This window comes from Brevundimonas mediterranea, from assembly GCF_014196125.1.
In the GTDB taxonomy this organism is placed as follows: domain Bacteria; phylum Pseudomonadota; class Alphaproteobacteria; order Caulobacterales; family Caulobacteraceae; genus Brevundimonas; species Brevundimonas mediterranea.
Window position 1 is genome coordinate 951,573 of record NZ_JACIDA010000002.1, and the last position, 26,621, is coordinate 978,193.

Here is a 26,621-nt window from a genome sequence, read left to right on the forward strand (position 1 = left end):
GACCGGTTGGCGTCTCGGAGGAGACGCCAACCGCTATTGAGACCGCGACGAGACATTGCGACACGCAGCTGTATCAGTCCGGATTGGGTCCTTCTTCCGCGTTCTCGAGGACTGCGCCCGTCTCGGCGTCGACACCGACCTCGAAGGTTTTGCCGCCGCTCAGGATGTCGAAAGAATAGCGAAGGCCGCTGCCGCCACGTTCGGCCTCCAACTCATGGTCTTTCACCTCTCCCGCGCGAGCCCGCAGAGCAATGTCCTGGGCTTGGACGAGCGTGAGCTTCGCGCGAGCTGCAAGGGCCGCATTGTCTTCGGCTTCGTCGGCCTCATCGCCTTCCTCCGCTTCAGCCCGGGCTTGGTGATGGGCCGGTGCGCGGGTCTGGGCGACGGCGATGCCGCCGATCGCGAGGGAGGCGACGGCGATCGTCAGGATGATCCGTTTCATAGAAGCTCCGATGCGAGGCGGTATGCCTCACAGCCACCGTGACAGGCCCAACATTCGGGGAAGATGACTGCTTCATTGTATTTGTCGGCGCCGCCGACGTGGAAGATGGCCTCGGCGAGTTGGATCAGCAGCCGCTCGAAACAAGTCGGCTTGGAAGGCGAGCCGCATGCTAGCCAGTCCATGAACTGAAAATCGATTGTATCGCGAGTATCTCGGCGGGTCTCTTTGGCGAGAGCGCTTTCCGACCTCGGTCATCGACTTCGGCTATCCCGCGCTATCCTCACCAAGCTCAAGGGTCGCGCCGTTGCGCCGCCCGCATCTGTCGCTCCAAGCCCTAGGCGCGACGCCTGGGAAGGTGTCCGGCTCCACCACGCGACAGGGATTTTAGAAATCGGAGAAGTCGAGCGTGATGAACGGCTTTCGCAGATCGATACCGAGATCCGTTAGATAGTCCACGATGAGGTCGTGGTACCCGTGGGTCCGGCCAGGGAAGCGGATGCTCCAATAATAGGCTTCACCGTGATTGTCGGGATCGTTCAGGTCGATCAAACGCGCCTCGGACAATAGCGCCAGATCGCCGTCGAGATCGTCCCCCCGGTAGATGCGTCGAAGCTTGGGATCGCTCATCCTGAAGTCGTCGTGGAAGCCAGCCTTACTCGCATCGCGTCGCTCCACCAGGAATTTGAAGACCTCGCGGGTCAGACGGGGCAAGACGGCAAGCCTCTTGCTCAGTTCCGCGATGACGGCTTCCGCCTCCTCCCGCTCGATCGGCGTGTCCTTGGCCTCGTAGTAGGCTACGAATTTGGCGGCGTCTGACAGCCGGGGCGTCGGCAAAGCCTCCACCAGGTTGTCGATCCCTGTCGGGAAACGCCCGTCTTCATCAGGGATTTCCAGTTCGATCCGGACCCTTCGGGTCTCCTTCGAGACGTAGCTCTGCAGATCGACGAGGGTGTCGATCGGCAGTGACATCAAGCGCCCGCAGACGTCGTTGAAGTCCCAGACCATGTCGGCGGTGAAGCCTGCGCTTGCGAAGGGCTCGCCGGTGAATTCGTAGGAGCCCTGCTTCTCGCCGATGACGAGGATCCGGACGTTGGGGTATTTGAGCCGCTGTAGTGCGTCCATCTTCTCCAGTGTCGCCTTGACCTTGGCGGTGGTTTTATCCGCAGTCACCTGGAATGCCCACTTGCCGGCCGGGTCCCCCAGATCGAGACCCGGGTTGTTGGAGCGCTCGGCGTTGAGGTTTGTCAGGTGCAGACCGAGAACCCGGTTGAGGACTTCCTTGGCGAAGTCCTCAACGTGGATGTGAAGGTCGAAAAGATGCAGGCGGCCCCGCTGCCTCGCCTGGGCGGCGATGCCGGCCAGATCGTCGACGATTTGACCGATCAGGTAGCCACGCGTCAGCATTCGTTTTCTCCGGGCCGCCATCGACCGGGTTGCTCCGGCAATTCGATTTGTAGGCAGCGATCAAGCTGTCGCCAATCCCCACCAAATTTCGCGGGTCCGCTATGACCTGTTCTTCGAGTCCCAAGCTCAAGCGTGGCGCCGACGTGCATGCGCCGGGGCTGATGGTGACGGCGATGACGGGACCGATCGCGCCTGATGGCCTGATCTCGGCGAGCGCCCCCGGATGCGGGACGCCCGGCGCTGCGTCTGACCGTTCGACGATCGACGCCATCGTCCGATGCGTCATCGGCAGCCCGGCTTGCCCAGGGGAGAGAGCGCCACACCACGTCTTCCGCGCCCGCTCGTCTCGCGCAAGCGGAGCGGATCCGCTTGTCGTACTGCCTTCCGGGACTTAGTTGCCGCCTTCGCGGCCGCCGGCCTGTCGCAAAAGATCTCCAACGCGGCGGCCATTCAGCCGGCACGCGCCTATCACCCGATCGTAGACGACGACCCTACCATTGCGGCCCCGCACGGCCACACAATCCAGATTGCGTCCACGAACGAGGTTGGAGAGCCGGTCGCGATCGACCGTGCCGGTGGGGCTGTGAAGCTCGGAAGCGTCGAAGTCCGAGAGCCGGACCTCGATCCAGGTCGCGGGGTCATTGGTTGCGCCAAGGCAAAGGCTGTCGCCGTCTCCGACGTAGCGGACCACGCCCGCGAAAGGCTCACCGGCGCGGGCCGGCAATCGCCCTTCACAAGGATCGGCAAGGGCGACAGCCGGAGCGAGGACCAGGCCGACAAGGAGCAGGCCGGCGAGCATGAAGGGCCATTTCATGAGCCCAACCTGAAGCCCGCGCCGTACCTCGACAACAGTGAATCGGAGAAAAAGGAAGGGCGGAGGCGGCCGCCCCGAGCGGGGGTGGAACAGTCCAGGAGCCCGTGATGCGACGCTTGCCCTCATCGACGCCCCAGCCTTACGATCGTCTCTCGGCGTCGCTTGAGCTGCCGACAGACCTTCAGCCGGAGCTGGACGACGCGTCCCTACTCTCCCTGCTGATGACACGCACCTTGCCACAGCGTGACATTCCCCGGACCGTTGAGACTTTGCTGGAGGTCTTCGGCTCGGTCGCAGCCGTTGTCGCTGCCGACCCGCCGGAACTCGCCCGGGCCGCTTCACTAAATGCGACCACGATCACCGACCTCAAATTATTGCAGCGGTTGAGTGTTCGCCTGGCCCGGTCGGAGGCTTGCCGACGTCCCGTCGTGTCGTCCTGGTCATCCCTTCTGGACTATGTCCGCTCAGCGTTGGCCCACGCGCCCCGGGAGCAGTTCCGCGCCCTTTACCTGGATCGAAAGAACGTCCTCCTTCGGGACGAATTCCTCGCAGAAGGGACCGTTGACCACGCGCCGGTCTACCCCAGGGAAGTCATCCGGCGCGCGCTCGAGGTCTCGGCCTCCGCGCTCATTCTGGTCCACAACCATCCGTCCGGCGATCCGACGCCCTCGCGCGCCGACATCGAAATGACCCGGCAGATCGTCGAGGCGGCACGCGTCTTCGGCCTGCAGGTTCACGACCATCTCGTCATCGGCCGCCAAGGCACCACGAGCTTCAAACAGCTCGGGCTGATCTGAGGTAGCCATGACCCTTCACGCCATCGTCGCCGCCCTGGGCGGCGACCTTTACGCCGGGGGCTCCCGCGCCAGCATCCCCGCGCCCGGCCATAGCGCGGCGGACCGATCGGTTTCGCTGATGCTGGCCGATGATCGGGTCATCGTCCACGGGTTTGGCGGCGCCGACTGGCGAGCCGCCCGGGATGACCTTCGCGTTCGAGGCTTCATCGACGACGCCGGCCGGCTCACCGGCGGCGGGCGTGGGCGGTCCTCTGCGCCCAGGCCGGATCGTCGCCTTCGTATCGAGACTGCATCGCGTCTGTGGACCGCGACGACAGAGCGACCCCCCCATGGTCCGGCGGGTCTCTATCTGCGGCGCCGCGTGGTCTCGGCCGGAGCCGCCGCTTCCAATCTCCGCCTACATTCCTCCGCGCCACTGTCGGTCTATCGGACCGGCGGACGCATGCGTCCGGCTCTGATCGCCCGGATCAGCGACGCCGACGATCGTCTGACGGCCGTCGAACTGACCTATCTCGAGACCAATGGGCTGCTCGCTGCCGGCTTGCGCCTGGCTCGTAAGACCGTGGGTCAGGTGCCCCCCGGCGCAGCCGTTCGCCTCTCGCCTGCCGCCGAATACATGCTGGTCGGCGAAGGCGTGGTCACGACCCTATCGGCCATGGACCGGTTCGGTCTTCCCGGCTGGGCCCTCATGGCCGCCAACAACCTCGCCGTCTGGTGCCCGCCCGCCTGCGTGCGCAGGGTCCTGATCGCCGCCGACCGGGGGGAGGCCGGTGAGGCTGCGGCGGCCCGGCTGCGCCGCCGCCTGGTCCATGACGGTCTTGAGGTAGAGGTGTCATGGCCCGAGCCGCCGTTCGGCGACTGGAACGAGGTCGCGGTCGCGGCGGCATCGCAAAGGAAGGAGCGAGGGGGCTGAGGGGCGCCGGAGCGGCGGGGATGGACTCCGTCGCCCGGCAGGAGAGACCTCATGACCGCCCTCGTTCCCGCCATCACCCCCACAACCCCGGCTCCAGAAACCACGACCCCGGCCGTCATCTTCACGCCCGTGGAGCGCATCGTCCGTCTCGGCGATCTCGGCATCGCGCGAGAGAACCTGCGCTATGGCGAACCGCCGGACGAGGACATTCCGACCCTGGCCGCCACCCTGAAGGCGGCCGGACAGCTTCAGCCCGTCACCGTTCGCCCGGGCCGCGGCAAGAAGGAGCAGGCCTTCATGGCCCTCGACGGCCGCCGGCGCCGCCTGGCCCTGGCGATCCTGCTCGAGGCCGGCGACATCGACGAGGACTATCCGGTCCGCACGTATGTCGAGACCGATCCGGCTCGCCAGGCGGCGGCGGTGCTGCTGACCAACACCGCCGTTCCGGTCCACGTGGCCGATGTCATCGCGGCCATCGGCCGGATGCTGAAGTCGAAGCTGACGATCACGGCCATGGCGCGGGCACTCGGTTACGACGAGATCGAGATCAAGCGATTGGCGGTCCTGTCCGGCGTCGCGCCCGCCGCTCTGGTGGCGCTGAAGGCGGGCCGCATCACCCTTCGCCAGACCCGGTTGCTGGCACGGCTGCCGGATCGCCAAGAGCAGGAGGATCTCGCCCAGATGACCTTGGACGGCCATGGGTTCCAGGAATGGCGGGTCAGCGAACGTCTCGACGACAGCCGGGTCACCACGCGCGATCGCCGCTGCGCCCTGGTCGATCCTCGGGCCTATGCCGACGCCGGAGGCCGCACCGAGACCGACCTGTTCGGCGAACTGCCGCCTGTTCTGCTCGACCCGGACATTCTGACCGCCGTGTGGACCCGTCGCGCACGCGGGATCGCGGCCGTGTTCGAGGCCGAAGGGATCTCGGTTCACGTGACCGCTGGCCCGGAGCCAGAGCTTCCCGATGATCTTGAGGCGCTCGGTTATGTGTATGGCGGTTCACTCCCCGCCGAAGAGATGGCGCGCTACCGGGCGCAGCGGGAGGTGTTCAACGATCGGACAGAGAAGGCGCGAATCGCCCTGGCGGACGTCGAGCACCCCGACGTCGCCGATCTGGCGATCGTCGATATGATCCACGCCAAGATCGCATCAGACCAGACTGGATGCGGGGGCCGGGTCGTGACGACGCTGGTCCTGTGGCCGGCCGCGGAGGCAGGCGTCGAAGTCCGCTGCTACACGCTCGAGGAACCCGAGATCGACGAAGAGGATGAGGACGCCGCGCCGGAGGCCGCGCGTCGGACCTCGGCGCCACTGGCCTATGTCCCGCCGGAAGTCGAGGCTCCGGAGCCGGAGACCGATGGCGTCAACCACGCCCTTCACGCCGTGCGGACCGATGTAGCGACGCGCGGCCTGATCCGCGCCTTGGCCGACGATCCCGGGGCGGCGCTGACGGCCTTGATCGCCCGGCTGTTCACCGTCCTCGTCCGGCGCGCCCACATCGGGCGCGTGGACTCAGCCCTGGCCATCACGGCCTGTGGGTTCAATCCGGCCAATGGCCGGGTCATTGAGACCCTCGACGGGGACGTGCGTCGCCGGCTCGAAGATCGCCGTACGGCCTGGGAAGCGTCCGGCAAGACGGTGATCAGCTGGGTGCATGGGCTTGCTCACGGCGAGAAGATGGGACTGCTGGCGGAACTGACCGCCATCAGCCTCGATGTTCGCGAGGAAAAGACCTTCTCGATCCGGCGCAGCGCCCGGGCCGAGGCGGCGGAACTGGCGGCGCTGTGCCACGCGGACATCACCCTGCACTGGACGCCCGACGCCCCCTTCCTGCAGCCCCATTCCAAGGGCCTGCTGACGGGGATGCTCGAGACCATGGGGGCCGAGGACGAGCGGGCGAAGACGCTCCGCAAGACCGAGCTGGTCGACTGGGTCGCCGAACAGGCCGCGAACCGGACATGGGCCCCGGCCGCCCTGTCCTGGGCCGCTCCGGTCGATGCCGATAGCGACCCGGACGGCCCGGACATCGCGGACGAGGACGTCGTCCCCGCATCCGGCGAAGATGGGGGTGAGGTCGATGAGGACGACGAAGGGGCTGGCGCCTTCGCCGTCACACCGGCGGGCGAGGCGGCTCTGGACTCTGCCGCCGCCTGATCGTGCGTCTACGCAAACACCGCTCCGGCGATCTGCCGGGGCGGTGTTTTTCTGTTGTCGCCATCAGCGCGGGTCCAACTGCCGGGAGACGGAGGAAGGGCGAGGCGAAGCGAGCCTGGAGGACCGAGAGGGAGGAGCCCTCCGCTCCAGGCGCTCGGAGCCTTCCCATGTCCAAGACCCGCAACCTGTCCCTGTTCGCCGACGCCACGATCGGGGACGCCACGGCCAACATCCTGGCGGCCGCCCGCGCCCTGGCCATCCACCTCGCCCGTTCCCGCCCGCTGGATCGACGCCTCGTGGCCGACGTCATGACCACCGCCTTCGGGGCGTCGGACGCCGAGGGCGGCTGGACCTGGCGCGACGCCTATGACGCCATCGAGGCGGCGACCGTGCTTCAGATCCGCCGTCTCGCGCCCCAGATTGCGCGGCTCGAGGATGCGCCAGCCGAGATCGCCGCGCTGCTCGCCGGAGTCTCCGCGCTCGGCCTGACCCACAGCCGGCGCAGCGAGGAACAGGTGGCGTTGGACCAGTTCTCCACCCCACCCCAGCTCGCAGCGCTCGCGGTGCTGGCGGCGCAGGTTCGGCCGGCCGACCTCGTGCTGGAGCCCTCGGCCGGGACCGGATTGCTGGCTGTAGTCGCGGAAGCGTGCGGAGGGAGCCTGACGCTGAATGAGTTTGCGCCCACGCGCGCCTCGCTGCTCGACGGGCTGTTCCCCAATGCGACGCGCCGGCGGCACGACGGCCGCCATTTGCCCGATCTCCTGACGGACGCCGGATCGTTCGACGTCGTGGTCTGCAATCCGCCCTTCTCGGATCTTCAGGCTCATCTCATCTCGTCGCTGAAGGTCTTGGCCGATGGCGGACGGATGGCGGCGATCGTGCCGCTCACCGCCCTCGCCGACACCGATCTGAGACGGGCTCTGGAACGGCACGGCGCTATGGTCGCCGCCGTGGCCTTTCCGGCGCGGGCCTTCGCCAAGCACGGTACGTCGGTGGAAACCGGCCTTCTGGTCATGGATCGGGGGGGGACAGGGATCTGGGACGGCCTTCTTCATCAGCCCGAAGATCTGGAGGCGACCGCCCGGGTCCTGGCGCGCCTCCCGGATCGCGCCACCGCCCGTCCGCGAGCACGGTTGACGCTGGACGCCGCAGCCTTCCTGGCCCCGCGCGAGCGAGGTCTCGCGCTTCCCGCAGGCCGACTGGCGTTCCTCGCCAGCTCAACGCCCTTGGCCTACGAGGTGCGGCCCTGGGCAGGGGAAGGCCGCGACGTTGGCCTTTATCAGGCCCATGCTCTGGCGCGGATGGTCCTTCCTGATCCCCGGCCCCATCCTTCGCCCCTGGTCGAGTCAGGCCCAATGGCTTCCGTCGCTCCACCTGCGCCGACGTATCGGCCGGTGTTGCCGCCCAGCTTGCGCGACGCGGGCCGGATTTCCGACGCCCAGACGGAGACGGTGATCTACGCCGGCGAGGCCCACGCGGCCTTCCTGCCCGGCCGGTTCCGTCTCGGCGAGGCCGCCCATGAGGTCATCCTCGTTCGCGACGATCAGGAGGACGTGATCCAACTTAGGCGCGGCTTCTTCCTCGGCGACGGCACCGGCTGCGGCAAGGGCCGCCAGATCGCGGCGATCGTCGCCGACAACATGAGCCAGGGTCGGGTGAGGGCGCTCTGGCTGTCGCGCAACGACGCCCTACTGGAGGACGCCCGCCGCGACTGGGGCGCGATCGGCGGCGGCGCCCACGACGTCGTGCCGCTGTCGAGCTGGAAGCAGGGCGACGGCGTCCGGCTGGATCGCGGGATCCTGTTCACGACCTATGCGACCATGCGCCAGCCGGCGCGTGGCGGGCGGCAGTCCCGTCTCGACCAGATCGTCACCTGGCTCGGGGAGGACTTCGACGGCGTCATCGCCTTCGACGAGGCCCACGCCATGGCCAATGCGGCCGGGGGCGGCAAGGGCGCGCGGGGAACGAAGAAGGCCTCGCTTCAGGGCATGGCCGGGCTGGCCCTGCAGAACCGGCTGCCGAATGCCCGGATCCTCTATGTCTCGGCGACCGGCGCGACCACGGCGGAGAACCTCGCCTATGCCGCCCGGCTGGGTCTATGGGGCGGGCCGGAAGCGCCCTTCATGTCCCGCGCCGACTTCCTCGACGCCATGGACCGGGGCGGGGTCGCGGCCATGGAACTGGTCGCGCGCGAGCTCAAGGCGCTCGGGCTCTATGTGGCGCGGAGCCTGTCGTTCGAGGGCGTCGAATACGACCCGCTGGTTCATCCGCTGACGCCGGACGACATCGGCATCTGGGACGCCTGGGCCGACGCTTTCCAGTTGATCCACGCCAACCTGGCCGAGGCGCTCAAGGCGACCGGCCTCAATGACGATGATGGCAAGGCGAAGAGCGGCCAGGCGGCTTCTGCGGTCCACTCCGCATTCGAGGGCGCCAAGCTGCGGTTCTTCGGTCACCTCTTGGCCGGGCTGAAGGCGCCCAGCCTGATTGCGTCCATCCGCGACGACCTCGCCTCGGACCGATCGGCCGTGGTCCAGATCGTCTCGACCAATGAGGCGGTGATGGAGCGGAGGCTGTCGTCCATCCCGCCCGAGGAGTGGAACAATCTCTCGATCGACCTGACACCGCGCGAATACGTCCTCGACTACCTCCGTGAGGCCTTCCCCATCCACCTGATGGAGGCGATCGAGGATGACGACGGCATTGTCACCATGGTCCCGGTCATGGACGAAGGACGGCCCGCCGTCAGTCAGGAGGCGCTCGTCTTGCGCGAAGCCTTGATCGGGAAGATGGCTTGTCTGCCCGCAGTTCCCGGAGTCCTCGACGCCCTTCTTGAGGCCTTTGGCACGGACGCCGTCGCCGAGATCACCGGCCGGTCGCGCCGGGTGGTGGTGCGCGACGGTCGTCGCGTCGTCGAGCGGCGCGGCGCTTCGGCGGCGCGGGCCGAGACCGACGCCTTCATGTCGGGGCGCAAACGGGTGCTGATCTTTTCCGACGCCGGTGGAACGGGGCGCAGTTATCATTCGGACCTCTCGGTTCCGAACCGGCAGCGGCGGGTCCACTATCTGGTCGAGCCGGGTTGGCGCGCCGACGCCGCCATCCAGGGTCTGGGCCGTAGCCACCGCACCCACCAGGCCTCCGCGCCCCTGTTCCGGCCGGTGACCACCGACATCCAGGGCGAGAAGCGGTTCACCTCGACGATCGCCCGTCGGCTGGACTCACTCGGCGCCCTGACCAGAGGCGAGCGCCGAACCGCCGGGGCCGGGCTGTTCCGGGCCGAGGACAATCTGGAGAGCCCCTGGGCGCGCCGGGCTCTGCTGGTCTTCTACGGCGCGCTGGCCTTCGACGAATTGTCGTCGATGACGCTGGAGACCTTCATGGCCAGGACGAGCCTGAAGCTGCTCGATGACGACGGCGGCCTGAAACCCTCCGACAACCTGCCGCCCATCCACACCTTCCTCAACCGGTTGCTGGCGCTGCGCATCGCCGACCAGAACGCTCTGTTCGCGGACTTCGACCGGATCCTGTCCGGCATCCTCGAGCGCGCCGCAGCTTCTGGTGATCTGGATCGCGGTCTGGAAGACATCGAGGCCGAGGAACTGGAGGTGACGGATCAGGAGGTCATCCGGACCGATGTCTCCACCGGCGCCGAGACGGCTCTGATGACCTTTTCGCTCAAGGTCCGACGAGAGCTCCTTGTCTCGGACGATGCCCTGACCTGGGCGGAGGACGTCGCCCACCGGCTGGTTATAAACGAGAAGTCGGGCCGCGCCGCGATCGCTGAACTGGGCCTGACCACCTCGACGGACGAGAACCGGCTGATCACCGCCGTGCGGCTGGTTCGTCCCGACGACCGCCAGACGATGGCCGAGAAGACGTTCGAGGAGTCCGCGTGGAAGCCTGCGGAACGCTCGGCCTGGCGTCGGGTCTGGGACGAGGAGGTCGCCGGAACCGATCCATGGCGAACGCGCGAACTCACCCTCGCGACCGGGTTGTTGCTGCCGATCTGGGGCCGGTTGCCGGCGCGAGGCTGCTCGGTCCGCCGCGTGCGGGCGCCCGACGGGCGCCGTTGGCTCGGTCGGGTGCTGGACGCCGTCCAGGCCCGCGCCCTCAAGACGAGCCTGGGCCTGACCGATGTCGCCGAAGTCTGGGCGGATGGCGCCAGAACAGCCGCGACGATCCTGGACCGCAACGTCCAGCTGTCGCTGGAGGGCGGGCTGTGGCTGAAGCGGTCCCGGGTCATGGATCGCTGGCGCATCGAGGTGGTCGGGGGTCGGACGGATCGTGACGCTCTGGTCGCCCTGGGCTGTTTCGTGGAGATCATCGCCTTCACCCCTCGGGTGTTCGCACCGGTCGACCAGCCGAAAGTCATCGAGGCGGTGTTGCGTCGCCATCCCGTCGGCGCGGTCCTCGACGGCGCCGCAGCCTGACAGGTTCATGTGGAGACCCGGCGCTGTCGGATCGACAGCGCCGCCGAACAGTCGTCCTGGCCTTGGCGATGAACAGACTGACGCCGATGGAATGGGCTCGCGCCAAGGAACCGATCTCGCAGCTGAGTCTGGCGAGCCGGGGCGCGGGCGATCCTCAGCGGATGGTCGCCTGGCTCGAGGCCAGGGCCGGCCCCGGCTGGTTCTACGGCAGTGGCGACAACTACCATTTCGGGTCTGCGGCCGACGCTACCGCCTTCCGGCAATGGCTCGCCTCCGTTCCGGCGGGGATCTAGGTCGGGCCTACGCCTCTTCGGCGCGCTGGGCCTGTCGGCGACGCACGGTCTTCATCAGGTTTTCATCCAGCTTGGGTCGGTCCCACGTGCGCCCACCCGGGATCGCGGCGAGCGCCTCGGAGTAGCGCATGTAGGTGAAGACGCGATCGACGACCTCGATCATGAGCGCCTTCATTTCGGGATCGGAAATCCGGCTGAGTTCGGTCCAGGGGATGTCGCCGTCCGGCGTCCGCACGGTGACGTCGCTGAAGTCGCCGGTGTGTGACACCGGGAACCGTCCCGCGTGCAGGTCCTCCAGACCCGTATTGCGCACGCAGATCTCGACGATGGATTTGGTCATCCGTTCGAGATCGCGTGTGTCCTTCGCCGACAGAGTCTGCTCGTCCATGTCGTCTTTCCCTGGATCGTCCGCGATGAAGCGGCGACCAGTCTAACACGGCGTCTCCATGCTCAGACATCCGTCGGTCCTCGACAGCCCCGGCCGGGCGGAGGCCCGGTCGGAGGAGGGGGCGGGAGGAAGGGAGTTTCCGGGCGAAGCGGGATTGGGGAGATCGGCTCCCTAGGCGGCTTCGGTATCAAGGAGACTGACATGCAAAACGTGATGTTCACCGGCCGACTGGCGGCCGACCCCCAGATCACCGACGACTTCGGCAAGGCGGTGTTTCGCCTGCTTGAGAGCCGCGGCGTCGACGCCGCCGGCAAGGACCGGCTGGTCGGCGTCAACTGCGTGAGCTGGTCGAAGGGTCTGAACGAAAAGGTCATCGCCCGGGGCCTCGCGCAGGGATGTGAGGCCGTCGTCATCGGCGCCTTCATCGACACCGCCTACGCGGCCAAAAATGGGACCGAGCGGACGGCCAAGGAATTGGTCGTCAACCGGCTCACCGTCCTCGACTGGGCCGAAGACCGCGACACCCAGGACACCAGCGCCGACCGCGCCGCTGCCTGATCCATCTCAACATTCAATTCTCAGGAGACTGACATGCAAACCGTGATCATCGAAGGCTATCTGACCGCCAACCCTTCCGTCCTCGCCGCGCAAGGCACGGGCAAGAAGCGGGCGAGCTTCCGAGTGCTCGAGACAACCCGCTTCCGCAAGGCCGACGGGACGCCTGGAGAGCGCACTACCGGCTTCAACTGCATCTGCTTCAACGAGGCGACGGCCGAGAAATACATCGGCCCGTTCGCCAGAAAGGGCAGCCGCGTAGTGATCCAGGGTCACGTTGAAAACGACACCTGGACCGGCAAGGACGGTGTCGAACACTACGACATGCGAGTGATCGTCGGGGATATCCGCCTGAAGAACCGGCGCGAAGCTTCCGAGCCCGCCGTCGAGGACGAGGGCGCCTCAGGCCGCCAGGTCCACGAGCCGGCCAGCGGCTACGACCTGAACGACGATATCCCGTTCTAGGGGCGGGAAATGAGGGCGGTCCGATGCGCGAGCGTCGGGCCGCTTTCCTTTTGTGGCGGGAGGAAAAGGCAGGGCGGCGCAAGGCGAGCCGATCGGGCTCGTCAGCCTCGGAGCTTCCCATGACCGCCTCTGCCTGGACCGATGAACGCATCGGTCGTCTGAAGACACTCTGGCTCGCGGGCCAGACCGCCGAACAGATCGCCCTCGATCTCGCCAATGGCATCACGCGCAGCGCCGTGCTCGGCAAGGTCCATCGCATGGGTCTGTCGGCGGGCCGTCCCGGCCGCCCACCCAAACGCCCTGGCACCGGTCCGAAGCCGCCACGCCTCGCACCAACCGGGTCCCTGGCGGCCCGGCCGATCGACGCTCGCCCCGTAGCCGCGACTGAGCATGGCCTGGTCACAGTCCTCTCGGTGCGTCGCTGCCAGTGCCGTTGGCCTTTCGGTGAGCCCGGAGCCGCTGACTTCAGTCTGTGCGGTCAGCCGGTCACGCGCGGAGCCTTTTGTGCCTTGCATGCCGCCATCGCCTATCGGCCGGCGGCGGACACTCCCCGCACCATCGATCGGCTGGCGCGGCTGAACTGAGACCCGCCACCTCCTTGCTGCAGTCTTGAGACATGACGATCTGAACGGCGGCCTCCGCAAGGTCGCCGTTTCTCTTTTCTCCGGGCCGCCAAGATCGAGCCGCCCGCTGTTCGGCCTCTGGCAGCACGAGGTCTCGATGGATGCTCCGGCCGCTGAGTTGAAAGTCGCCGTCAAATTCTGGGCTGGGATCCGCTGACCATGGCGCGCGCGCTTCGGCTGGGCGGCACGCCGAACAAGCTTGAGGCCCGCATGGCCGAAATGAAGGCCGGCAATCGCGACATCAGCAGTCCCGTTCAGGTCGCCATGGAGGCGTTTCTGAGTGGCTGGCGGCTGACTGGCTGAAGTGAACCAGTAATAGGCTAAATCTTCTTGTCACCACCCGTGTCGGCATCTCTTCGCCCTAGGTTCTGGCGCAGGTGGTTAGGGAGATCAGATTTTTGGGCTCTGCAAGCGATCGTGATCAGCGTTGTTTCGACGGATCCGTAAGTGGACATTCTTGAAGTCGCCAAGGAGTGTTTAGCGCAACTTGCTCCAGCACCAAGCCGCAGCGGTTAGACACGCGACGATCCACAGGACGACTATCGCCATAGCCATGGGCCGGTTGATCGGCTTTGCCAGTGCAACCGCTTCCGCCCGAAACTCGACCATCAAGGCGGCGGGTATCAATCGAACCGCGAGCGCAATCCCCAACGGCACAATCAAAAGGTCGTCGAGATAACCGAGCACCGGGATAAAGTCAGGGATCAGGTCAATAGGGCTCAAAGCGTAGGCAGCGACCGCGCCGGCCACCAGCTTCGCAGCCATCGGCGTGCGCGGACTTCGCGCAGCGATCCAGAGAGCAACAACATCGCGCTTCAAGTCTCTGGCCCATGACTTGATCCGCGTCAGCATGCCTTGGGTTGTGCCGGGACTATCGGATGCATGCAACGGGTCGAAGTCGGTCGTTGGCTCATGCGCCAGGAGCAGAGCTCGTTATTGCGTTGGGCAGACGTCGCCTTGATCTCCGACCTTGCGCATGAGCGTTGGGCAATAAAGCTGGCCCTTGGGAGCTCAGTTTGACCTACTGCCTGCGGCGCCCGCAGGCATCCGTGAGCGGGACGGCGCCGTCGGCCCGCCGACGTCGACGGACAGGAAGATCGATGTCCGTTCGTCCGAATCGGCGCGGCGGCGCCGAATGGTGTCGTCGTCGCGAAGGGGCGACGACGACTTGCCCCCACACAACGCCCTCCGATTTTGTCACAGCACCCCGGAAGTCAACGGCTTCGCCTTATCCCCTCCGCGGAGGGGAAGCGGCCCTCCGCTCCGGTGACTGCCGGGGACCCCGCTGTGGCGAAAACCGGGGTCGTTGCGCATGGGGCGCTCGACATTTCTTCATCTCAAGGAATGATCAAATGACCCACTTCAACACTGCCTCCTCCGCCTTGGCCAACCTGTCCGCCTCTCTGGATGAGAGCGGTTCGCTTCCGACGGAAGACGCCCTGGTACAGCTCGGGCGCGCACTCATGACCGAGCTGATCGACGTCATCTCCGACACGGCGCTGGAGGATTTCCAGAACGATATCGTCGAGACCTACGGCGCCAACAACACCATTCTCGACAACCTGCATATCTATACCGCCTTCAGCGCGCTCGATCCTCTGACGCAGGACAAGGTGTCGAAGCTGACGGGGTCCGTGCTGGAGACCCGGACCAGCCGCAGTTCACCGGCGGCGCTGGCAGCTGGGCGCAGCTCGGTGTCCCGGTCCCAGATCGAGCGGCCGCTGCTGGAGCCGGGCGAGATCCGCGCCCTTCCGGACGACATCCAGTTGGTGTTCGCCGCCGGCGCCCGACCGCTGCGGACGACCAAGCTCCTCTATGACGTCCGCGAACCGTTTCGGACGCGGGCGCGCGACCACGCGCCTGACCAGGAAGAGCGGCTGGATGCGCCGCCCGGAGCTCCGCACCCGTGGGCCGGTCGCCGCAGTCTGGGCGAGGACGCAGAGGCGTCTCTGCCGCTGTTCAAGGAAGTGGCCGCAGCGATGGACGACAAGAAGGTCGCCGCGCGTGTGGCCGATATCTACGGGCGGGTGGCGCAGGAGATGGCCGCGCAGGATGCGGCGCTCGATCATTTGCGAGGTCTAGGCGATGGCTAGGAAAGAAGCGGCGAGCGCCCGCGTGCAGGTTTATCTGACCGATCCCAAGGTCGTGTCCGGTCTCAATCGGGAGGCGCGCAGCGGCAAGATGCCGCTCAGTCAGGCGGCGGGCCGGGCCATCGCCCGTGGCCTGCAGAAGAGTCCCCAGGCTGATCCCGAGGATCGCCTGCTGCAGCTTGAACGGTCCCTTCGCGACCATATGCGATCCACGGCCCGCGACATGCAGATCGTGCAGGAGCTGTTGATCGAGGTGGCCAGAGCCTTCTTCGTCCGGCTCCCCGACGCGATCGTCGATGAAGACCCCACAGTCCAGGCGGCCGTCGATCGGCGGATCGAACGCCTGTTGGACGCTACGGCCGCCCGCATTGTCGCCGGCCGGAGGGAACGTCCTGTGCCTGATGAGGAGCGGTCGTTCGGCCAGACCAACTGATGGCGATCCATCCGATCATCGCCGAACGCAAGCTCGAGGCGCTGCGCCATGCATTGGGCGACACCATTCTGGCGGCCCTGGTCGAGCCGGCGGTCGTCGAGATCCTCGCTAATCCCGATGGCCGTCTGATCCTCGACCGCAGCGGCGAGGGGCGGATGGATACGGGCGCGATCCTGTCGGCCGAGTCGCGGGAGCGGGTGATCCGGTTGATCGCCGACTATGTCGGCGAGACCGTCACACGCGATGACCCCCGGCTCTCTGGTGTCCTGCCCGGCACAGGTGAGCGGTTTCAAGGAATGCTGCCTCCCGTCACCAGCGCACCTGCGTTCTCGATCCGCAAACGGCCCTCGGTGATCTGGAGTCTGGAGGACTATGTCCGCGACGGAGCCATGACCCACCAACAGGCAGCCGTGTTGCGTGGCGCTGCGGAGCAGCGACTCAACATCCTCATCTCGGGAGGCACCGGATCGGGCAAGACCACCCTTGCCAACGCCGTTCTTGCGGAACCGGCCTTCGCCCAGGATCGGGTCTTCCTCGTTGAGGATACGCCAGAGCTTCAGTGTTCAGCTTGGGACACCGTGTCGGTCCTGACGCGCCGCCAGCCGATCCCGATCGGTGTGGTCGATCTGGTTCGTGACGCGCTGCGGATGCGACCCGATCGGATCGTCGTCGGCGAAATGCGCGACGGGGCGGCGGCCTTGGAGACGCTCAAGAGCTGGAACACGGGCCATCCCGGAGGACTTTCGACCCTCCACGCCAACTCGGCCGACGATGTCTTGCGTCGCATGGAGGATCTGATCGCCGAGGTTTCGTCGCGAACGCCGCGTCGGGCGATCGCTCAGGCCGTCGATCGCATTGTCCACATTCGGCGGACTGCCGCCGGACGGCAGGTCCAAGCTGTGCTCGGTGTCGAGCCGTCGGGCGACGATGGCTATGCGATCACGTCGCTCGCCTGATGTGATCTGAACCAGAGAAGACCGAGTTTGACTCAAAGCGGCGGTTCGAAATGTCGCCTTGGTACTGTCATTCTAGGTTCGTGTCCTAGTTCCTGAGGCCACGGCTGGACTAAGGACCGACTCAAGGCTCAGATCGGGGATGGCCTCGACTCTCAACACGCTCACCGACATTTTCCGCCATCGCAAAACAACGGCTATCCGTGACGGCAAGATCGACATCAACCGCGTAAGAGGCGAGATCGCCTCGGGCGGTTATGTGGACCGCGACTTCATCCAGATTTGCGCCGCTATCGAGAAGACGGGCGACGCGATGGTTGATGACTGGCTGATAGCTTGCGGAGAGGCGACCGATCAGAAATTCAGCAAGCTCAACCTCAGGAAATCGGCGCACGATCTCATCGAAGGCTTCATCGTAGATGCGAAGACGTGGCGGCGCATTCCCCCCGCATTTCATGGCCATCGCACGACCAACCGCTACATGGATGAGGAGTTGGACAAAGTCAGGGAACGGCTCGAAGCCCGTTTCGATGACGGTCAAAACCGCCTTGCGCTCAAGCCTCAGAAAAAGTGGCATGAGCTAAACCCGATGACCTGGGTGATCCTCTCAGGTGCCATCCTCGCCTTGATCGTGGCTGCGCTGGCTTATCTGAATTTCGCCGCTCAGACGGTCACGAAACCCCTTATCGAAGGCCCGGCCAAAACCGCATCGCGGTAGGATTAAGGCTTACACCGCCCAGCCCGACCTTCGACGACCTTCATCAGAGCAAACTCCAACCAGGATCGGCGAGCCGCCGCCGCAGCCTCATCCCCGACCTTGAACCGCTCATCCAGCGGGGTCCCCTGAGGTTCGCCCTGGAAGGCTTGGGCTCGACGATAGCTGACCGCCCGCTCGACCGCGCTCTCACAAGCCTGGACGACGGCGCGAGCGACGATGTCGGCCTCATCGGTCGTAGTGTGGAGCCGATAGGCGTTCCGGTGAAGACACCGCTCAGCGTTCCCCATCGACCATTCGAGCGTGTCGCGTTGAGCCACGCCCGCGACAGGATCGCTAGGCGGTGTCGGTTCGATGATGGGGGTGCAAACGCTGGAGTCCGGCCCTTGGGTGCATGACGCGAGGGTGAGCCCCATTGCGGCGATGATGGCGATCCTCATTGCGGCTCCTCCGTCAGGCGTTTCATATCCGCAAACCAACTGTCGGCGATCCGCTGACAATGCGCCGACGTGATCGGTTCGGTCACCGCTGCCTCAAGACCTTCGGTGTAGTTTGTCGATCCGACTTCCAGGAGGCGACGTCCCATGACCGATTGCTCCAGCGGGGTATTCTTCCACCATTCTCGCCAGAACGTGACGTCATCCTGGTCGAGATACCGGCGGCAAAGGCCAAGGTGATATTGGCCTTCGGTCCAGGTGTAAGCCTGAGCCGCCATGCGACGGGTGATCCCTTCCGCTTCCATGGCTGACCCATACTCATTCCAGATGTCCGTGAAACCTGGGTCTTCCCGAGGCGCGGCCTGGATCAACAGGGCGGCTGCGATGATAGCGATCATTGCTCTTTCCTTTTGCCGCCTCGACCACCCGCGCGCGGGGCGGGGTCGATCACGCCTGGACCTTCGCTGACCAGCGTCTGGACCGAAACATTGGGAATGGTGTGAGCAAGACTGGCCATCGTCACGCCCTCCCGTTTGGCTCGCTCAAAGAGGTTGTAGATGTCGTCACCCGACATGGTCGTCCCATCATCGGCGATCATGATGGTGTCCATCTTGAACGGCGCGCCTGACTGATCGCCGCTCCGATCGACCGGAAGGTTGACGACCCATTCGGGCTCCACCGCCGCCATGAGGTCGTCGAAGCTCTCACCGTGGATGAACTTCGACTTCACCCCGCTCGCCGCGATGGCCTTGAGGATCGTCAATTCGTCGTCGTGGATGCGGAAATGGAAGTCGCTGTAGCTGATGAAAGGCCGATCCTTGATCGACATCTGGACATGGTAGTGGGGGAAGCTGCTGTTTTTTCCGGAATGACCGGCGAAGTCCGAATTCCCGCATGAGATCGACCACGCGTAATCGCCATAGCGGGCGGTGACCTGGACCACGTGATCGTCATCAGCGGTGTCAGCGATGTTCTTCGCCCAGCCGCCCTCATTTGCCACCCATCGCATCCAACTTTGGATCGACATCATCCCGAAAGCCTGGGCGACTGCCGGATAGTGCTTTTTCTTCACGCCCGCCGGTCTAAGAAACCAATGGAGACAGGGTGTCTTCTCATCGAAGACGTCGAGGCCGTCGCCACAGACTGAGCAACGACCCTCAGCGAAAGCGGCGGTGAATGCCGCGTGTTGGCGTTCGGATTCCGCGATCTGACCCTCATTGAGCGCGATCCGCTCCTCCTCGGTCAGGGCCTTGAGACGGTCAGCCATCCGCTGAGCGAGAGCATCTGTCATCAGACTTCGATCGGCTGACATGTCCCATGCTGGATCGAAGTCCTCTCGCCGTGATCCTGGAGGAAGATTTTCTTCACGCCGTTCGTCGAGCGGTCGATGGTCACCACGACGGCCACCTGATCGAGCCGGAAGCCCGCGTTGAGCATGGCGTTATACTGGGACCGCGCGAACGTCAGGTGATCCGGATTGTCTTCGAGTATCTCATAGCCGTAGGCCATCAGGCCGGTCTCGATGACGCGATCATTGCTGACCACGTAGGTAGACTGATAGCCCTCACCGTCACCGTCACCATTAAGCGTGCAAAACCACGTCTCTGACGGAGCCGCCAACGCGGCCAGAAGTCCGATTAACACCACTCAGAAATCCTCCCCTTACCCAGCTTTATCACAACCGCCGGAAGGTCAGGAGCCCTGGATAACTAACTCCTGAGAGCATCAATAACTCAGGAGTCCAATAGCATTACAACTCAGCGTCGCCGCCCGTAACGCGCGCCTCGACAGCATCGAATCCGTCTGCGGAGCCTCCGCTAAACTTCAAATCCGTTCGGGCGCGCAACCGGCCAAAGCCGCAACCGCGGCATCGGGAAGGGGAATAAACAAGGCAACGTCTGGTTTCGGATCGAGGGCCAACTTCCGCTCATGGCGCTTCTCAGACATCCGCTATCAACCGCAGCTTTTGACTCTTAGCGGCGGTTTGGAATGTCTGCTTGGCGGCGGCGGGCGACACAATTCGCTAAGATCAACCGACCTCGGTTTCAATCGAGACGGCCCCAACGAGCATGCGGTGGATCGGGCATCGGTCGGCGATTTCAAGAAGTCGGTCGCGCTGCTCCTGTGGGAGGTCTGCCGGCAGGCTGATGGTCCGCACGAAGTGGTCGGAGGGCGTCGCTTCCGGCTGTCGGACCAGAACAACCTCGACGGACAAGGGGCCGATCGCCCAGCCCTTGCGGTTCGCGTAGAGGCGCAGGGTCTGGGCGGTGCAGGAGGCTAGAGCGGCCTGCACCAGTTCATGCGGGGTCGGCCCGAGATCCAGCCCACCCAGTTCGACAGGCTCATCGACGACGAAGCTGGCAGGGCCGGCGCGGACCACGAGTTGCAGGCCGCCGTGGCCCGCATCGTCGGCGAAGGAAGATCGGGGTGTGGAAGCCGTCATGGGGCGCCTTGCTGAATGAGTAGGGGTTGTTCGGTGATTGTCGCGCGATCGACGCGCCTCAGGTGGAGACGATCGAAAGCGCAGCGTCGCGTTCGCCGATGAGTTCCTGAACCGACGCCGCCAGACCGGCGCGGGCGAAGGCGTCGAGGTCCAGACTGTTCACAGGCGCATAGCGCCCATCGCGGCAGACCGCCGGTACGCCGCAGACCAAGCCTGCGGGAATACCGTATTCTCCTGTGGCGGGGATGCCCATCGACACCCAGCGACCGTCCGAGCCCTGGACCCAGTCACGCATGTGATCGACGGCAGCATTGGCGGCGGAAGCGGCGGACGATGCGCCGCGGGCCTCCAGGACCGCCGTACCGCGCCGCGCCACCTCCGGGATCAGGGTGTCGCGATACCAGCCGTCATCGCCGATGCGCGCGGCCAGTCGTTCGCCGCTCACCGAGGCGTGGCTCCAATCGGTGAACATGGTGGGCGAGTGATTGCCCCAGACCGCGAGGTGATCGATCGCATCGACCGACACGCCTGCCTTTCGCGCCAGTTGCGCGGCGGCGCGATTGTGATCCAGCCGGATCATGGAGGTGATGGCGCCCTCGGGCAGGTTCGGCGCGGACTGGATCGCCACCCAGGCGTTCGTGTTGGCGGGATTGCCCACCACGAGGACCTTCACGCTCCGCTTGGCGACGGCGTCGAGCGCGGCGCCTTGGGTCTTGAAGATGGCGGCATTGGCGGCCAGCAGGTCACGGCGCTCCATGCCCTTGGATCGGGGACGCGAGCCAACCAGGAAGGCGGCGTCGATGTCGTCGAACGCGACCCTCGGATCGTCCGTCGTCCGGATCGTGGTCAGGAGCGGGAAGGCGCAGTCGTCCAACTCCATCGTCACGCCCTTGAGGGCCGACAGAGCTTGGGGAAGATCGAGCAGGCGAAGGTCGATCGGCGTCTCGGGGCCGAAGACGTCGCCTTGCGCTAGACGGAACAGCAGGGCGTAGGCGATCTGGCCGGCCGCACCGGACACGGCGACCTTGATGGGAGTATTGGGCATTGTGGACCTCAGGGCTTGGAAGATTGGGAAAGAGCTGTGTCGATAGCGATGACCACGCTGTCGAGAGTCAGCGGGCCATCCACCCGGCGGCCCTGAACGAATAGAGTCGGCGTGCCGGTGACGCCCGCATCCTGCGCCCGGCGAACACGCCGTTCCAACGCGGCCATGGCGTCAGGGTCGGCGATGCAGGCTTTCAGTCGGGCCTCGTCGATCCCGAAACGACCCGCGACCCGCACCAGATGAGCCCGCGGGCTCTGTCCACCGGTCCATTCAGACTGGCCGTGCATCAGGGCGTCAATCACCTCGAAATACCGCTGAGACCCCGCACAGCGCGCCAGAAGAACGCCGGCGGCGGAAAGATTCGCAGGGCCGGTAATGAACTCCCGATAGATCAGCTTGACCTGGCCGGTATCCATATAGCGACGGCGCAGTTCGGGCAGCACCTCGATCGCGAACCGGGCGCAGGGGCCGCAGGTGCTCGAAGCGTATTCGATCAGGGTTACCGGGGCGTCCTGACGGCCCAGAACCATGTCATCGGCTTCCGCCGCTTGGGGCGCGCATGCCGTGATCAGGGCGCCGGCTCCCACAGCGATGATCGAGCGACGAGTGGGAACAAAGATATTGGGGTTCATGAGGCCTCCGGGCAGGAAACTGACGAGCGACTCAGCGCGCGCAGGGAATGTCGCGCTTGGCCGCGTCCGTAAGGCAGGGGGCGACGAACAGGTCTCCGCGCCAAGCGCCGCGGATCGTGCGGGCGCCGACGATGAGCCAGAGGATTGCAAGGCCGGCGATCAGGGCCACGCCGAAGATGTTGAAGGCTGGGATCGGCAGCAAGGTCCCCAGCTTCAGGGTCGCGACCGAGAAGACGCCGATCGGGAAGGTGTAGCCCCACCAGCCGAGGTTGAAGGGCAGGCCCTGACGAAGGTAACGCAGAGTGATCAATGCAGCCATGGCTGCCCACCAAAGGCCATAGGCCCACAGCAAAAGGCCGCCGATCAGTCCGATGCCTCCTGCCGCGTCACCGTATTGACCCAGCCCGGAGGCGGTGAAGATCGCCGGCGCGGCCTGACCCAGCACCAGCATCCCCAGAGCGCCGGTCCCGATCGGACCCAGCGACAGCCAGCTGGACGCCGCCATGCCGGCGTGCGGCAGTTTGTGGATCGCCATGCGCAGAACCAGGATGACGAGGATGCTTAGCGCCAGAGGCACCGACAGCGCCCAAAGAGAGTAGCTGACCACCAGCACGGACAAGGCCGCGTTCGGGTCGGTCAGGTGGGGCGCGATCAGCCCGCCGGTGACGGCCGCGACCTCCGCGGCCACGACGGGCAACAGCCAGACCGCCGTCATCTGGTCGATGGAATGCTCCTGGCGTGTGAACATCATAAAGGGGATGCCGACGCCGCAGGCGACCGCCATCGCCACGTCGATCCACCACAGTGTCTCGGCGAGAGGGACGATGCCGTCGCCCCACCGCGCCAGGCCGAAGGCCATCAGGCCGTTGATGATCGTCGCCAGTCCCATCGGTATGCAGCCGAAGAACATCGAGACGACCGAATGGCCGAAGATGCGGCGCGCGCCGTCGAAGAAGAAGATCCACCGCGCGGCGTAGAGGACGGTGAACAGGGCGAAGAGGCCGATGTTGAAAACCCACAGACCTTCGGCGACCAGCTTCACGCCAGGGATGTCGATCGGAATCTGGTTCAGGGCGATGGCCAGGATGCCTGTGCCCATGGTGGCGGCGAACCAGTTCGGGGTGAACTGGCGAACGACCTCGCTGGGCCGCTGGAGTTTGGCCAGAGGCCGCAGGCCGAAGGCGACGTCGCGAAGGTGAAGGTCATGCGCCATCTGAAGTGTCCTGAACAATGCTGGAATGAAACTAATGGGCGTTGAGGCGACAGATCACGCCCAGCACGACGGCGGTCACGACCAGAAGTGCCGGCAGGGTAAGGATTTGAAGTGTGGCCTCGCGTCCCGTGATCCAGCCGGTGTAGGTCACGACGCGACCATTCAGGAACTGGCTGAAGCTGCGTACACCATTACCCGCGTCTGGCGTATCCGACACCAGGGTGCCACCGGTCAGCAGGCCGAAATACATCGCACCGAGCAGGCTGATAAAGCCGAGTGCGAGGGTGGCCTCACCCCGCCCGAAAGTGATCCAGAACACCAGGACCATGCTGGCATAAAGGCCGGCGACGGCCTTGATAATGATCGGGTGGATACCGGTCTGACCGACATCAAGCTGGATGCGGTGAAGCGTCTTGCCGTCGCCGACATCGGGGATGTGGGCCGTCTCGGATTCGACGGCGGTCACCATAGTGGGCGGTAGAGGTTTTACCGGCACCCGCAGGTCACGAACGGCTCGACGGGGTTGTGGCTGGACGATGCGTGCCGGTGTATCGAACGTGCAGGCGGGGGTCATGATCGGTCTCCTTTAATGGAGTGGAGGCAGACAGTCGGCGCGCTCCTCGACGCCGATATTGATCGCGAGGATTCGTTCCATCCAACGCAATGATGCGAACTATTTAATCGATTGAGGCGAATGAAATGCTGATCAGCCCGTCGCGCCGTCGCCCTCGTTCACAGCCAGTCCCGCAGCAGCGCCCGCAGGTGTCGCCTGGCTCGGCATGGCCCTGAGATAATCGACGATGGCGTCGATGTCGCCGACCGCGATCGGGGCACCATAGGTTTCCCGCATCTTGACGACGGTAGAATGCCACTGGGCCTCAGTCAGCCGGGGCTGGGTCAGGGCCATGCTAGCCGAATGACAGGATGTGCAGTTGGCATTGACGACATCGGCGCCAGGGCCGTCGGGGAATGACGAGGCCTCGTCCGGCAGTTCGATACTGGCCGAGGTCAGGGTGAAGCCGCTTGCCGACACGAATGACGGCGGCGGCGCGACCGGGGCCGCAGGGACCACAGGAGGTACGACCATCTTCCGTCCCCGGGGCGCATTGCCGCCCGCGATGGCTCCGATCAGGATCACGCTCGTAAGCCCGCCGGCCAGCAGGATCGACATCCCGGTCGACAACGGTGTTCTGGACTTGCTCATCCGAAAGTCACCGTGGTGGTCTCGACACATCCACGCATGAAGCCGCCCGGATTCCAGTTCGGCGTCATCGGCTGAACGACGCCCGCAGTGCTGGTGCAGCGCGTCATTAGGGGAATGGCCCCTCGGCCACGGATCGGCACCACCCCGTCGAAGCGTCGAAAACTGTAGGGGCCCTGGTCCGGTCCCAGCTGCGCGGGTCGCCAGGTTCGCCCGCCGTCGGACGACAGGTCCACCCTCGACACTCCGGTGTCCCCGCCCATGGCGATGCCGCCGATCGGCAGGGTGGGCTGCCAGGCCACGGGGTGATCGCCCGCGATGCTCGTGATCCACGACCGAGGGACCATCCGGTTGATCGGCACGGTGGGATAGTCCTTGTCGGTCGGGGAGACATTGGCCATCGGGGTGTCGGGAATCTTGTAGGCCTTTGCCATCCAGTACCCGTCGTCGGGTTTGTCCAGCACCTCGATATCGTTCAACATCTTGACCCAGTAGGTCGAGAACCAGCCCGGCACGATCAACCTGACGGGAAATCCATTCAGCAGAGGCAGTTGTTCGCCGTTCATGGCGAAGGCCACCATCACCTCGCCGTCGCGCGCATGATCCAGGGCCAGCGACTTTGAGAAGTCCGGCGCACCCGCCACGACGGGCTGGTCCAGCGCGCCGAAGCGGACGGCCAGGGCTCCGGGTCTGACCCCTGCGACATCCAGAAGGTGCCTCAGACTGACGCCCATCCACATGGCATTGCCCATCGCCCCATGCGCCCATTGCGCGCCCGGCACGCGGGGCTGGAACAGGCCGCGCGAGTTTCCGGAACACTGGTTCACCGCTGCCATCTGCACGCGCGGCATGGCCAGAAGCTCGGTCAGCGACACCGACAACGGGCGCACCACATGGCCGTGCACATTGATCCGGAAGGTCGTGGCATCGACCGAGGTCGGGATATCGGCCCAGTGCCAGCGCACGAAGAACTGGTCGTTGGGTGTGAAGACGCTCTGGTCGAACACCGACATCGGCGTCTCAAGCAGCGGCGGTCGGCTGCGTTGCAGGATCATCGATCCCTTGCCCGGAAAGCTGGAGGTCAGTGGGCGCGACGAGGGTCCACCCGGTAGAGCCAGGTCCACCGCCTGTTGCCCCCAGGCGGGGGCCGACCAGGCGGCTGCCGCCACACCCCCTCCAATAACGAAGCGGCGTCCAACGGCGTGAGATATGGGGTCGTTGGCTGAAGCCATGTCGATATCCTTAACCGTCGCACACATCAGGCGATGTTTCAGCTCTATTGGCAAGCGGGTTGTCCCGAGGATCGCAGTTCCGGGGTGCCAGTCTCCTGGTGTTGATCTCCGCCCAATGCACGGCTGTCGGAGATCACGCGCCGTGCGGTTCGGATTTTCCGGCGAGCCCGAAGGGACCTGAACGGGTCCAGGTCCAGGCTTCTCCAAAAGGATCAGAGCCTCCGTCCTTTCCCCATCGTTCAGAGGATTGAAACGGCGTTGCTGCATACGCGGTTTTGACCGCGCGGACCAATGCAACTCCCTCCCTGAACAGCGGCGAACGGATGTCAGAAGCAGGCCGGGCGCGACTGACTCCGACGGCCAGATCCGAAAGAGAACCTGGGCCGCCGCGACCATATTGCCTATCAGTGGGCATGAGGCGGATTGACCTGCCAGATTTCATCAACCAGCAGACCCGCCCGATACAAGAGGACATAGCGGACCGGGATCGCTTGCTTGCCCTCGAAGGTCACATCGACGGTGACGGTCGCGCCGGCCGGGTTTTCGGCGATCGTCATGGCGGCGATGTTGGCGCTGAGCGGACCCAGGCCGGCGAATCGTGACCAGACGTCGCGCAGTTCGACCGGGTCGTCATAATGCCCGTCTAGCGGTCCGCCGACCCACTGCAAGTCGGCGTCTGGTGCATAGGCCGACAGAACCGTATTGACCGACCCTGCGGCGATCGCTGCGATCCGGGTTCGGGCCAGAGCCTCGTGGGACTGGGCGAAGGCGGGAGCCCCCGTCATCAGCACGGCTGACGTCAGGACGAAGGCCGAAAGAGCATGAAGTCGCATCGCGATATCCTTGAAAGATCAATCCGGGCTGGATCGTTGCTCATCTTCAAGGATCGACGCCCAGAAGGTCCAATGCGATGTATCGAACTGATCATTCGGTTGAACCGATCATC

General features: G+C 65.4%; 30 protein-coding genes. 13 read left to right on the forward strand and 17 right to left on the reverse strand.

Annotated features, from left to right (window positions below; translation table 11 throughout):
* Positions 1-73: 73 nt before the first annotated feature.
* From GGR11_RS13390 to GGR11_RS13400, 3 genes are all read right to left on the reverse strand, one after another.
* A complete protein-coding gene (locus tag GGR11_RS13390; protein WP_183197669.1) occupies positions 74-442 on the reverse strand; it encodes a PepSY domain-containing protein in 369 nt (122 codons plus the stop codon).
* Positions 443-826: 384 nt separating this feature from the next.
* A complete protein-coding gene (locus GGR11_RS13395; RefSeq protein ID WP_183197671.1) occupies positions 827-1,846 on the reverse strand; it encodes an SMEK domain-containing protein in 1,020 nt (339 codons plus the stop codon).
* A 391-nt stretch (positions 1,847-2,237) separates the two neighbouring features.
* Entirely contained in the window at positions 2,238-2,660 is a 423-nt protein-coding gene (locus tag GGR11_RS13400; protein WP_246331806.1) for a nuclease, read from the reverse strand.
* 107 nt (positions 2,661-2,767) lie between these two features.
* Between GGR11_RS13400 and radC the strand changes: the two genes are divergently transcribed.
* From radC to GGR11_RS13425, 5 genes are all read left to right on the forward strand, one after another.
* Positions 2,768-3,457 carry a RadC family protein gene (gene radC, locus GGR11_RS13405; RefSeq protein WP_183197673.1) on the forward strand — a complete coding sequence of 230 codons (690 nt, stop codon included), beginning with the start codon at positions 2,768-2,770 and terminating at the stop codon, positions 3,455-3,457.
* Positions 3,458-3,464: 7 nt separating this feature from the next.
* On the forward strand, positions 3,465-4,370 hold the full coding sequence (locus GGR11_RS13410) for a toprim domain-containing protein (protein ID WP_183197674.1): 906 nt from the start codon (positions 3,465-3,467) through the stop codon (positions 4,368-4,370).
* A gap of 51 nt (positions 4,371-4,421) precedes the next feature.
* Positions 4,422-6,527, forward strand: a complete 2,106-nt coding sequence (locus GGR11_RS13415) for a ParB/RepB/Spo0J family partition protein (RefSeq protein ID WP_183197676.1) — start codon at positions 4,422-4,424, stop codon at positions 6,525-6,527.
* Between the two features lie 167 nt (positions 6,528-6,694).
* Positions 6,695-10,957 (forward strand): bifunctional class I SAM-dependent methyltransferase/DEAD/DEAH box helicase, encoded by a 4,263-nt coding sequence (locus tag GGR11_RS13420; protein ID WP_183197677.1) that lies wholly within the window; start codon positions 6,695-6,697, stop codon positions 10,955-10,957.
* A gap of 68 nt (positions 10,958-11,025) precedes the next feature.
* Positions 11,026-11,250, forward strand: coding sequence for a hypothetical protein (locus tag GGR11_RS13425; RefSeq protein ID WP_183197679.1), 225 nt, complete (start codon positions 11,026-11,028; stop codon positions 11,248-11,250).
* A gap of 7 nt (positions 11,251-11,257) precedes the next feature.
* Here GGR11_RS13425 and GGR11_RS13430 read toward each other — a convergent pair whose 3' ends face one another.
* Complete coding sequence (locus GGR11_RS13430) at positions 11,258-11,638, reverse strand: hypothetical protein (RefSeq protein WP_183197681.1); 381 nt, start codon at positions 11,636-11,638, stop codon at positions 11,258-11,260.
* Positions 11,639-11,839: 201 nt separating this feature from the next.
* Between GGR11_RS13430 and GGR11_RS13435 the strand changes: the two genes are divergently transcribed.
* The 4 genes from GGR11_RS13435 (at position 11,840) to GGR11_RS13450 (ending at position 13,584) form a co-directional block, all read left to right on the forward strand.
* A complete protein-coding gene (locus GGR11_RS13435; protein WP_183197683.1) occupies positions 11,840-12,196 on the forward strand; it encodes a single-stranded DNA-binding protein in 357 nt (118 codons plus the stop codon).
* 33 nt (positions 12,197-12,229) lie between these two features.
* On the forward strand, positions 12,230-12,658 hold the full coding sequence (locus GGR11_RS13440; protein WP_183197685.1) for a single-stranded DNA-binding protein: 429 nt from the start codon (positions 12,230-12,232) through the stop codon (positions 12,656-12,658).
* 119 nt (positions 12,659-12,777) lie between these two features.
* Complete coding sequence (locus GGR11_RS13445; RefSeq protein WP_183197687.1) at positions 12,778-13,242, forward strand: GcrA family cell cycle regulator; 465 nt, start codon at positions 12,778-12,780, stop codon at positions 13,240-13,242.
* 198 nt (positions 13,243-13,440) lie between these two features.
* Entirely contained in the window at positions 13,441-13,584 is a 144-nt protein-coding gene (locus tag GGR11_RS13450; RefSeq protein ID WP_183197688.1) for a hypothetical protein, read from the forward strand.
* A 174-nt stretch (positions 13,585-13,758) separates the two neighbouring features.
* Here the strand turns inward: GGR11_RS13450 and GGR11_RS13455 are convergent, their stop codons facing one another.
* Positions 13,759-14,133 carry a YkvA family protein gene (locus GGR11_RS13455; RefSeq protein ID WP_183197690.1) on the reverse strand — a complete coding sequence of 125 codons (375 nt, stop codon included), beginning with the start codon at positions 14,131-14,133 and terminating at the stop codon, positions 13,759-13,761.
* Positions 14,134-14,633: 500 nt separating this feature from the next.
* On the opposite strand from GGR11_RS13455, the gene GGR11_RS13460 reads away from it, so the two are divergent.
* The 4 genes from GGR11_RS13460 to GGR11_RS13475 all read left to right on the forward strand — a co-directional run bounded on the left by GGR11_RS13460 (position 14,634) and on the right by GGR11_RS13475 (position 17,475).
* Positions 14,634-15,374: a type IV secretory system conjugative DNA transfer family protein gene (locus GGR11_RS13460; RefSeq protein ID WP_246331808.1), complete on the forward strand. Its 741-nt coding sequence runs from the start codon at positions 14,634-14,636 to the stop codon at positions 15,372-15,374.
* On the forward strand, positions 15,367-15,804 hold the full coding sequence (locus GGR11_RS13465; RefSeq protein WP_183197694.1) for a hypothetical protein: 438 nt from the start codon (positions 15,367-15,369) through the stop codon (positions 15,802-15,804). Before GGR11_RS13460 ends, GGR11_RS13465 begins: the two co-directional genes overlap by 8 nt.
* Entirely contained in the window at positions 15,804-16,760 is a 957-nt protein-coding gene (gene trbB, locus GGR11_RS13470) for a P-type conjugative transfer ATPase TrbB (RefSeq protein WP_183197696.1), read from the forward strand. The genes GGR11_RS13465 and trbB overlap by 1 nt, the downstream gene beginning before the upstream one ends.
* Before the next feature lie 139 nt (positions 16,761-16,899).
* Positions 16,900-17,475, forward strand: a complete 576-nt coding sequence (locus GGR11_RS13475; protein WP_183197698.1) for a hypothetical protein — start codon at positions 16,900-16,902, stop codon at positions 17,473-17,475.
* 2 nt (positions 17,476-17,477) lie between these two features.
* Here GGR11_RS13475 and GGR11_RS13480 read toward each other — a convergent pair whose 3' ends face one another.
* From GGR11_RS13480 to GGR11_RS13535, 12 genes are all read right to left on the reverse strand, one after another.
* The gene (locus tag GGR11_RS13480; RefSeq protein WP_183197699.1) at positions 17,478-17,912 is read right to left on the reverse strand and encodes a hypothetical protein; all 435 of its coding nucleotides are present in this window, start codon (positions 17,910-17,912) and stop codon (positions 17,478-17,480) included.
* Positions 17,909-18,307, reverse strand: a complete 399-nt coding sequence (locus GGR11_RS13485) for a hypothetical protein (protein ID WP_183197700.1) — start codon at positions 18,305-18,307, stop codon at positions 17,909-17,911. Before GGR11_RS13485 ends, GGR11_RS13480 begins: the two co-directional genes overlap by 4 nt.
* A complete protein-coding gene (locus GGR11_RS13490; RefSeq protein ID WP_183197701.1) occupies positions 18,304-19,200 on the reverse strand; it encodes a hypothetical protein in 897 nt (298 codons plus the stop codon). The genes GGR11_RS13485 and GGR11_RS13490 overlap by 4 nt, the downstream gene beginning before the upstream one ends.
* Complete coding sequence (locus GGR11_RS13495) at positions 19,200-19,556, reverse strand: hypothetical protein (protein ID WP_183197702.1); 357 nt, start codon at positions 19,554-19,556, stop codon at positions 19,200-19,202. The genes GGR11_RS13490 and GGR11_RS13495 overlap by 1 nt, the downstream gene beginning before the upstream one ends.
* A gap of 382 nt (positions 19,557-19,938) precedes the next feature.
* Positions 19,939-20,352: an OsmC family protein gene (locus GGR11_RS13500; protein ID WP_077354154.1), complete on the reverse strand. Its 414-nt coding sequence runs from the start codon at positions 20,350-20,352 to the stop codon at positions 19,939-19,941.
* Positions 20,353-20,410: 58 nt separating this feature from the next.
* Positions 20,411-21,397: a malate dehydrogenase gene (locus GGR11_RS13505; RefSeq protein WP_183197703.1), complete on the reverse strand. Its 987-nt coding sequence runs from the start codon at positions 21,395-21,397 to the stop codon at positions 20,411-20,413.
* Positions 21,398-21,405: 8 nt separating this feature from the next.
* Positions 21,406-22,029 carry a DsbA family protein gene (locus GGR11_RS13510; protein WP_183197704.1) on the reverse strand — a complete coding sequence of 208 codons (624 nt, stop codon included), beginning with the start codon at positions 22,027-22,029 and terminating at the stop codon, positions 21,406-21,408.
* Positions 22,030-22,060: 31 nt separating this feature from the next.
* On the reverse strand, positions 22,061-23,242 hold the full coding sequence (locus GGR11_RS13515; protein ID WP_183197705.1) for a TDT family transporter: 1,182 nt from the start codon (positions 23,240-23,242) through the stop codon (positions 22,061-22,063).
* 31 nt (positions 23,243-23,273) lie between these two features.
* Positions 23,274-23,816, reverse strand: coding sequence for a hypothetical protein (locus GGR11_RS13520; RefSeq protein WP_183197706.1), 543 nt, complete (start codon positions 23,814-23,816; stop codon positions 23,274-23,276).
* A gap of 132 nt (positions 23,817-23,948) precedes the next feature.
* A complete protein-coding gene (locus GGR11_RS13525) occupies positions 23,949-24,446 on the reverse strand; it encodes a c-type cytochrome (RefSeq protein ID WP_183197708.1) in 498 nt (165 codons plus the stop codon).
* Positions 24,443-25,612 (reverse strand): molybdopterin-dependent oxidoreductase, encoded by a 1,170-nt coding sequence (locus tag GGR11_RS13530; protein ID WP_221205267.1) that lies wholly within the window; start codon positions 25,610-25,612, stop codon positions 24,443-24,445. The genes GGR11_RS13525 and GGR11_RS13530 overlap by 4 nt, the downstream gene beginning before the upstream one ends.
* A gap of 467 nt (positions 25,613-26,079) precedes the next feature.
* Positions 26,080-26,508 carry a nuclear transport factor 2 family protein gene (locus tag GGR11_RS13535; protein ID WP_183197711.1) on the reverse strand — a complete coding sequence of 143 codons (429 nt, stop codon included), beginning with the start codon at positions 26,506-26,508 and terminating at the stop codon, positions 26,080-26,082.
* Positions 26,509-26,621: the final 113 nt, after the last annotated feature.

Bases quoted from the DNA above. Each gene is read 5' to 3' on its own strand.
- GGR11_RS13390 (WP_183197669.1), bottom strand. From the start codon at position 442: ATGAAACGGATCATCCTGACGATCGCCGTCGCCTCCCTCGCGATCGGC.
- GGR11_RS13395 (WP_183197671.1), bottom strand. From the start codon at position 1,846: ATGCTGACGCGTGGCTACCTGATCGGTCAAATCGTCGACGATCTGGCC.
- GGR11_RS13400 (WP_246331806.1), bottom strand. From the start codon at position 2,660: ATGAAATGGCCCTTCATGCTCGCCGGCCTGCTCCTTGTCGGCCTGGTC.
- radC (WP_183197673.1), top strand. From the start codon at position 2,768: ATGCGACGCTTGCCCTCATCGACGCCCCAGCCTTACGATCGTCTCTCG.
- GGR11_RS13410 (WP_183197674.1), top strand. From the start codon at position 3,465: ATGACCCTTCACGCCATCGTCGCCGCCCTGGGCGGCGACCTTTACGCC.
- GGR11_RS13415 (WP_183197676.1), top strand. From the start codon at position 4,422: ATGACCGCCCTCGTTCCCGCCATCACCCCCACAACCCCGGCTCCAGAA.
- GGR11_RS13420 (WP_183197677.1), top strand. From the start codon at position 6,695: ATGTCCAAGACCCGCAACCTGTCCCTGTTCGCCGACGCCACGATCGGG.
- GGR11_RS13425 (WP_183197679.1), top strand. From the start codon at position 11,026: ATGAACAGACTGACGCCGATGGAATGGGCTCGCGCCAAGGAACCGATC.
- GGR11_RS13430 (WP_183197681.1), bottom strand. From the start codon at position 11,638: ATGGACGAGCAGACTCTGTCGGCGAAGGACACACGCGATCTCGAACGG.
- GGR11_RS13435 (WP_183197683.1), top strand. From the start codon at position 11,840: ATGCAAAACGTGATGTTCACCGGCCGACTGGCGGCCGACCCCCAGATC.
- GGR11_RS13440 (WP_183197685.1), top strand. From the start codon at position 12,230: ATGCAAACCGTGATCATCGAAGGCTATCTGACCGCCAACCCTTCCGTC.
- GGR11_RS13445 (WP_183197687.1), top strand. From the start codon at position 12,778: ATGACCGCCTCTGCCTGGACCGATGAACGCATCGGTCGTCTGAAGACA.
- GGR11_RS13450 (WP_183197688.1), top strand. From the start codon at position 13,441: ATGGCGCGCGCGCTTCGGCTGGGCGGCACGCCGAACAAGCTTGAGGCC.
- GGR11_RS13455 (WP_183197690.1), bottom strand. From the start codon at position 14,133: ATGCTGACGCGGATCAAGTCATGGGCCAGAGACTTGAAGCGCGATGTT.
- GGR11_RS13460 (WP_246331808.1), top strand. From the start codon at position 14,634: ATGACCCACTTCAACACTGCCTCCTCCGCCTTGGCCAACCTGTCCGCC.
- GGR11_RS13465 (WP_183197694.1), top strand. From the start codon at position 15,367: ATGGCTAGGAAAGAAGCGGCGAGCGCCCGCGTGCAGGTTTATCTGACC.
- trbB (WP_183197696.1), top strand. From the start codon at position 15,804: ATGGCGATCCATCCGATCATCGCCGAACGCAAGCTCGAGGCGCTGCGC.
- GGR11_RS13475 (WP_183197698.1), top strand. From the start codon at position 16,900: ATGGCCTCGACTCTCAACACGCTCACCGACATTTTCCGCCATCGCAAA.
- GGR11_RS13480 (WP_183197699.1), bottom strand. From the start codon at position 17,912: ATGAGGATCGCCATCATCGCCGCAATGGGGCTCACCCTCGCGTCATGC.
- GGR11_RS13485 (WP_183197700.1), bottom strand. From the start codon at position 18,307: ATGATCGCTATCATCGCAGCCGCCCTGTTGATCCAGGCCGCGCCTCGG.
- GGR11_RS13490 (WP_183197701.1), bottom strand. From the start codon at position 19,200: ATGACAGATGCTCTCGCTCAGCGGATGGCTGACCGTCTCAAGGCCCTG.
- GGR11_RS13500 (WP_077354154.1), bottom strand. From the start codon at position 20,352: ATGACGGCTTCCACACCCCGATCTTCCTTCGCCGACGATGCGGGCCAC.
- GGR11_RS13505 (WP_183197703.1), bottom strand. From the start codon at position 21,397: ATGCCCAATACTCCCATCAAGGTCGCCGTGTCCGGTGCGGCCGGCCAG.
- GGR11_RS13510 (WP_183197704.1), bottom strand. From the start codon at position 22,029: ATGAACCCCAATATCTTTGTTCCCACTCGTCGCTCGATCATCGCTGTG.
- GGR11_RS13515 (WP_183197705.1), bottom strand. From the start codon at position 23,242: ATGGCGCATGACCTTCACCTTCGCGACGTCGCCTTCGGCCTGCGGCCT.
- GGR11_RS13520 (WP_183197706.1), bottom strand. From the start codon at position 23,816: ATGACCCCCGCCTGCACGTTCGATACACCGGCACGCATCGTCCAGCCA.
- GGR11_RS13525 (WP_183197708.1), bottom strand. From the start codon at position 24,446: ATGAGCAAGTCCAGAACACCGTTGTCGACCGGGATGTCGATCCTGCTG.
- GGR11_RS13535 (WP_183197711.1), bottom strand. From the start codon at position 26,508: ATGCGACTTCATGCTCTTTCGGCCTTCGTCCTGACGTCAGCCGTGCTG.